8 protein-coding genes and 1 tRNA gene are annotated in these 5,994 nt (G+C 42.7%); 1 reads left to right on the forward strand and 8 read right to left on the reverse strand.

Annotation, left to right across the window (positions count from 1 at the left end):
• The first annotated feature begins 260 nt into the window (after nucleotides 1-260).
• Nucleotides 261-473 carry a DUF5615 family PIN-like protein gene (locus tag IM456_RS01500; RefSeq protein ID WP_149987155.1) on the forward strand — a complete coding sequence of 71 codons (213 nt, stop codon included), beginning with the start codon at nucleotides 261-263 and terminating at the stop codon, nucleotides 471-473.
• A gap of 60 nt (nucleotides 474-533) precedes the next feature.
• On the opposite strand, the gene IM456_RS01505 is transcribed toward IM456_RS01500, so the two are convergent.
• From IM456_RS01505 to IM456_RS01540, 8 genes are all read right to left on the reverse strand, one after another.
• Nucleotides 534-618, reverse strand: a tRNA-Leu gene (locus IM456_RS01505).
• Complete coding sequence (locus IM456_RS01510; protein ID WP_287693123.1) at nucleotides 597-1,484, reverse strand: M48 family metallopeptidase; 888 nt, start codon at nucleotides 1,482-1,484, stop codon at nucleotides 597-599. Before IM456_RS01510 ends, IM456_RS01505 begins: the two co-directional genes overlap by 22 nt.
• A complete protein-coding gene (locus IM456_RS01515) occupies nucleotides 1,477-1,896 on the reverse strand; it encodes a tetratricopeptide repeat protein (protein ID WP_002766728.1) in 420 nt (139 codons plus the stop codon). Before IM456_RS01515 ends, IM456_RS01510 begins: the two co-directional genes overlap by 8 nt.
• A gap of 119 nt (nucleotides 1,897-2,015) precedes the next feature.
• On the reverse strand, nucleotides 2,016-2,753 hold the full coding sequence (locus IM456_RS01520) for a sulfite exporter TauE/SafE family protein (protein WP_149987154.1): 738 nt from the start codon (nucleotides 2,751-2,753) through the stop codon (nucleotides 2,016-2,018).
• 31 nt (nucleotides 2,754-2,784) lie between these two features.
• Nucleotides 2,785-3,552 (reverse strand): proteasome-type protease, encoded by a 768-nt coding sequence (locus IM456_RS01525; RefSeq protein ID WP_061433336.1) that lies wholly within the window; start codon nucleotides 3,550-3,552, stop codon nucleotides 2,785-2,787.
• Between the two features lie 156 nt (nucleotides 3,553-3,708).
• On the reverse strand, nucleotides 3,709-4,485 hold the full coding sequence (fabG, locus tag IM456_RS01530) for a 3-oxoacyl-[acyl-carrier-protein] reductase (RefSeq protein ID WP_149987157.1): 777 nt from the start codon (nucleotides 4,483-4,485) through the stop codon (nucleotides 3,709-3,711).
• 141 nt (nucleotides 4,486-4,626) lie between these two features.
• Nucleotides 4,627-5,526 carry a lysophospholipid acyltransferase family protein gene (locus IM456_RS01535; protein ID WP_287693124.1) on the reverse strand — a complete coding sequence of 300 codons (900 nt, stop codon included), beginning with the start codon at nucleotides 5,524-5,526 and terminating at the stop codon, nucleotides 4,627-4,629.
• A 105-nt stretch (nucleotides 5,527-5,631) separates the two neighbouring features.
• On the reverse strand, nucleotides 5,632-5,994 hold a 363-nt coding region (locus IM456_RS01540), incomplete at its 5' end, for a DUF29 domain-containing protein (protein ID WP_287705323.1).

The following is a 5,994-nucleotide window of genomic DNA, read 5'->3' on the forward strand; positions in this document are numbered from 1 at the left end:
ATGGGAGTGATCAGGGGGAAATTCAGGTACTTTTTCCCTGAAAATTAGGTAATTGACCCCCTCAAAATCGGTAAAACCCCACACCCCACACCCTACACCCTACACCCTGCTTCTAGGAAAAACTTTTTCAGCAGACCCTACATAGCTGATGGGTGAGAATGGGGTCAAAAAATGCGTGAGTAACCAAAACAAAATCCTTCGACTGTCGTACAGAAATTAATGAAAATTAAAGCGGAAAGACAAGCAAAAAGGCAAAGTTTATGATGTTGCAATATCTGATGGATGACAATATTGACCCATTTTATGTTAAGCAATTACGGAGAAAAAATAGAGATTTAGTGGTTTGGGCAATCGGAGAACCCAATGCACCAGAAAAGGAAACATTAGACCCAGAAATTCTGACCTGGTGTGAGATAAATAATTTTATTCTTAATACAGGTATGAGTATCAGGATAAAAACTAATCAAATCTAAACTAGGCTAATATTCTGGGATATTTCTAGACCATAATAGCTAGAAATTACTGTAATTTGATGGGCGGAGTCGGACTCGAACCGACATGAGGGGCTGCCTCGCCACATTTTGAGTGTGGTGCGTCTACCAATTTCGCCATTCGCCCTTGGCATTAGTTCTGTCATTATAACCCATTTTTGGACCCTTTAACAAATTTTGATAATCGGGGGAACTGGCCCAACGATCGATTTCTCGCGCGCGCAGGACGGGGAGGGGATGGGTTAACTGTTGGGTTTGCAAACCCTTTAACATTTCGCCAATTTCCGAGGCGCTGACGGCATCGTAGGACTTGGCCTGATCGATAAAAGCCTCTAAATTTAATAAAGGTGCGAGACTGGGGGAACCTCCGGCTAACTTCATTAACACCGACATGACGATTTTTGGGTCTTGAACTGCCAATAAAGCCGCTCGATCGCAACTAAACTCGGCGCAGCGCACCCATGCTAACATTCTCTCCTGTAGGGATCGTGCTAACATTGTCCCCCAATTGGGCAGTAATCCCGCCGCTAGGACCATAATATTGGCTAAAGTCAGATAAACGCCGTGTTCACATTTGAGATGACCTAATTCGTGGGCCATTACCGCTTGAATTTCTGCGGGAGTCAGCATTTCAATTAGGGAAGTGTGCATCACCATAAACGGTTTTTTGCCCCGCATGGCGAAGGTATAGGCGTTAGGAACGGGGTTTTGTTGAATGTATAATTGAGGTGGTTCTAAGTCGAGAATTCGGCAAGCTTCTAGGAGGAGATTATGCAGGTCGGGTAATTGTTTTTCCCCCACCAAAACACTAGCAGCAATGTTATTTAAGTAAAAGAATTCCTCAGCAACCGAACCTAATAAACTTCTCACGGCTATATCTAACCCAGGCAACTGTTTAAGGGAATTAGTGGCCTCTAGGTCGATGGGATGCCGAAAATCATTGGCTTTTAAGCCGAGTAATAACTGTTTTGATAATTCCATATTCTTATTCATTTAACCAAGCTTTGACGCGTTCTAAACTTTTCCAGTCCGGTTTTCTAGCTAAACCATCGGCGATATTTTCATCCACTTCTTGGCGAACTTCTTTGTTTAAACTAACTAATTGTTGCACCAGTTCGATATGTTCCCTAACTCCGGCGGTTTTGGTTTCCAACATAGCTAAAACCAAATTGATCCGGTTTTGGGGGGAAACTTTATCAAGTTTAACGGCTTTTTGGGCGGCTTTTAGGGCTAATTCCGGTTTATCGGTGAGCATATATAACCAAGCTAAACAGGACCAAACGGCGGCATTTTTTGGACTGCGATCGCTTAATTGTTTAAATTCTGGCAATAAACTGGCGGCGCTTTCTCCCTGTTGGTAGCGTTCTAAACCTTGTTCGAGGGTAAAATTGGCGGTTTCTGTCATTTTCAGTGGCGGGGTTAATCAAGGAGCAAATTTAACGGTTATCGGCGTATTACACGGGGTTAATACAATTCACCTTTATCTAGTATTTTAGCAAAATTTGTCCCCTTGTCAGCAAAATTTTAAAAGACGATGCCGCGTTCTCGCCAGATCATCAATAGGCCACTCATCGAAACGAATAACATCACTGCTTGTTTAAATTGTTGGGGACTCATTTTTTCTAAAACTTTTTGTCCTAACCAATTGCCCGGCCAGGCCGCTAATCCTAATAATAAACCGTAACCGAGAAAGGGCAGATGTAAAACTCCAAAGGATGCGTAGGCGATTAATTTGGCCACATGAACTACTACCATGTGAACGGATTTCGTGGCCACCATTGGTTCTTTAACTAGCCCATAGTTGATATAAAACAGGTTCATCATCGGGCCGGTACTACCGACTAATCCTGAGAGGAAAGCGTAGATAAATCCCGAGGGCATAAAATACCAAGTTTTAATCTCAAAAAAAGGATTTTCTTCTTGGGGAAATAATTGTTTAAGCGAGGAGAAAACCAGAAAAATTCCCAAAACTAGCGGCAACCATTTGAATTGTAAATGGGCAAAGACAAAAGCACCGAGGGTAGATCCCATAATTGCCCCGGGTAGATACCACACCGTCGAGGGCCAGTCAATGGCGCGCCAATACATTCCCATGCGTTGGACGTTACCGAGTAGCATCCCCGTGGTTAAAACTGGAGGAATGACGGCAGCATCGAGAAACCAACCTAAAACGGGGAGTAGAATCAGGGGGCTGCCCCCACCAGCAAGGGTGCTAAAAAACCAAGCTAGACTACCTGCCAACATCAAGGTAACAATGATCATCGAGTTGTAAAGTTAAGTTAAAAAGAGCTACTTAATCTATTATGATATCCTCTTTGGGGTCTTCATCGGTATAATGCCATTCCACATTGGGCATAGCCTCGAAAGCTTGCCGGACGTAATCCTCCCAGAGTTTCCGCATTTTGGCTAGGTAGGGATCTCCTAGGCGCAATTGTAACTTATGACGTAGGCTTAGGCTATTCGCTTCATACATACTCAAATAGATAGGCGGTCCGACGGAAATATTCGATTTCATGGTCGAATCGATGGAAAGTAAGGCACATTTGGCCATTTCCTCTAGGGGTGTATCATAGGTAATAGTGCGATCGAGAATCGGTTTACCGTATTTAGTTTCACCTATCTGTAAAAAGGGCGTTTCTTTGGTGGCTTGAATATGATTTCCTTGGGGATAAATCAGGAATAATTGCGGTTCTTCTCCTTTAATTTGTCCCCCAAGAATAAACTTACATTTAAAATCAATATTATCTTGTTCTAGCCAAGTTCTTTCCCTAGCTTGTACTTGACGACTTTTATCACCGATATAGTGGGCGATATCGTAGAGATGAGTCAGAGAATGGAGATTTTTATCCTCTTGATTGTGCAGATCTCTTTTTAGTTCGTGAATCACTCCTTGGCTAATCGATAAATTGCCCGATGTACAGACCATAATTACTCTTTCTCCCGATACCGAAAAGTCAAATAATTTCCGATAGGCCGAGATATAATCGACTCCCGCATTCGTGCGAGAATCCGCCCCCATAACAATGCCAAAACGATTGATAATTCCTAAACAGTAAGTCATTTTCAGTAATCAGTAAACAGTAATTAGTGAAGAGTAATCAGTAATCAGTAATCAGTAATTAGTGAAGATTGATCGGTGAATAATATCATTTAAAACTTAAAACTTATCACTTTAATCTGATAACTAATCACTGATAACTGATCACTGATAACTGAATTAAGCCATAACCATACCACCATCGACGTTAAAGACTTGACCGGTGATATAAATAGCGGCGGGATCGGCGGCTAAAAAACGCACCATTCCGGCGACTTCTTCCGGTTTTCCATAACGGGAGAGGGGGATATATTTGAGAATTTCATCTGCTTTGAGGTCATGAGTCATATCAGTTTCAATAAAGCCGGGGGCCACGGCATTAACAGTGATGCCTCGACTGGCAAATTCTTTCGCTAAAGTTTTCGTTAAACCGATAACACCAGCTTTAGCGGCGCTGTAATTAGATTGACCCGGATTACCCATCAAACCGGATACAGAAGTGATGTTAATTATGCGGCCGCTTTTCTGTTTTAACATCAATTTACTGACGGCGCGAGTGCAGAGAAAAACCCCGGTTAAATTGAGATCGATGACCGCTTGCCAGTCTTCTAATTTCATTCTTAACATTAGGGTATCCCGGGTAATACCGGCATTATTAACTAAGACATCAATATGACCGAATTTTTCTTTGGTACTGTCCACTAAATTATCCACTTCTTCGCTTTTAGCCACATCTGCTTGTAGAGCTATTGCCTTTCCCCCGGCCGCGGTAATTGCTTCGACAACGGCATCGGCAGCACTACTAGATTTAGCATAGTTCACCACTACAGTAGCACCCTGGCTGGCTAATTCTAAGGCGATCGCTTTTCCGATCCCTCGCGAGGCCCCGGTTACTATGGCTACTTTGTCTTGTAAATGCTGGCATTCTGCGGGTAATAGTTTCATAATTTTCTGCATTCCCCAAATAATCGTCAAATCTCAAGAGAAAACTCTGTACTGATAACTTTGCTCAAAACACTTCATTATCTCACAAGCGGGCCAATCTGACCGCAGAAATCCTCAATGGGGATCGCTCTGTCCCCACTTTCCTGTATAGTATCAGGGAGAATTGGCCGCCACTAATTGATCGAGTTGTTGCTGCATCAAATAACAGACTTTCTCATAACATTCCCGTACATAACGGCGGTCTCGGGCCGCTTTTTTGCCGTAACGTTCAAAAATAATTGGGGGACAAACCCGCGTCTGTATCGATACGGGTAAGGGAATATTCGGCAAGGGACCGATAGCTAGTCCCCAGGGTAAACCGAAATAGATGGGACAAGTCCCGGGGTCAATACCGAAGGGCCAAGGCATACCCTTTTTATGCAATTCTTTTAATTGAGGATAAATATCGTCGAGGACAAACAGGGTCGAGTGAGCGCCGTGGGAAATGGCGGGAATAATCGGCACTTCGTACTGTAAAGCTAGTTTAACAAAAGCTTGATTACCGGCAAAATGAATTTTATTTCTTAAACTGTGGGGACGGAAAACATCGGTAGCACCTCCGGGATAAATGAGGACACTAGCGCCACTATTTAAAGCAGCGATCGCCATTTTCGGATGAGCATGAATGGCCCCCATTTGGGCCACTAGATGCGCTTGGGATGGAAAAACTCGCCAGACTCGCGAATCCATCAAACCATAGACTAAGCGCTCGCTGCCAAAGCGCTGAAACCAATCATACATCATCATAAACATATCGGGAGCCGCTAAACCGCCGTTATGGGAGCCGATGAATAATACCTGTCCTGAGGGGGGAATATTTTCCCAACCATCGGTTTTAACGCGAAAATAATGGTGATAAAACCAATCCAGAAGGGGGACAAATTTTTCGATCACCTGCGGATCGCGATCCTCTAATGACCAACCGGTGAGGGTATCAACAGGGGCCTTGGCTGCTTGTAGGGATAATTCGGCAAAAGTGGCCGTAGATGAGACAAAAGAACTAAAAATCTGCATTGATGCCAAGGGGATAATTTGAGCGCATCTTATTATCGCAAATTTGGGTTAAAAAACCCATCGTTTTAGAACGGCTTTCCTTGATAATTTTAACATCTTTAATGTCTAATCTTCACAGTTGAACCAATTTTTATCTAATAATTGCTCTAAACTGTAAGGACATTCTGAGGGAAAATCGCCAGAAAAACCAGTTTTTTGTTGAACATAATCGAAAGCATCCTGATAGATTATCGGTAATTCCTCAGCCAAATAATTCTGTAAATTCGTCGTTAAACATTTTCTTAATTGCGTGCGAAAACTGATAATTTCCGCTCGCCAATGATTCCGATTTATTTCTGCTTCTGTTGTCCAATATTGTAAAAGTAATAAATGCCTGATCACTTGTTCAAGTAAGCTACTGACTCGGTTTTTATCTCTTTTACTCAAGCTTTCTAATTCCTCAATTAAATGGATTACATCTAATTCATC

The organism is Microcystis sp. M079S1, assembly GCF_020246425.1.
Classification (GTDB): domain Bacteria; phylum Cyanobacteriota; class Cyanobacteriia; order Cyanobacteriales; family Microcystaceae; genus Microcystis; species Microcystis aeruginosa.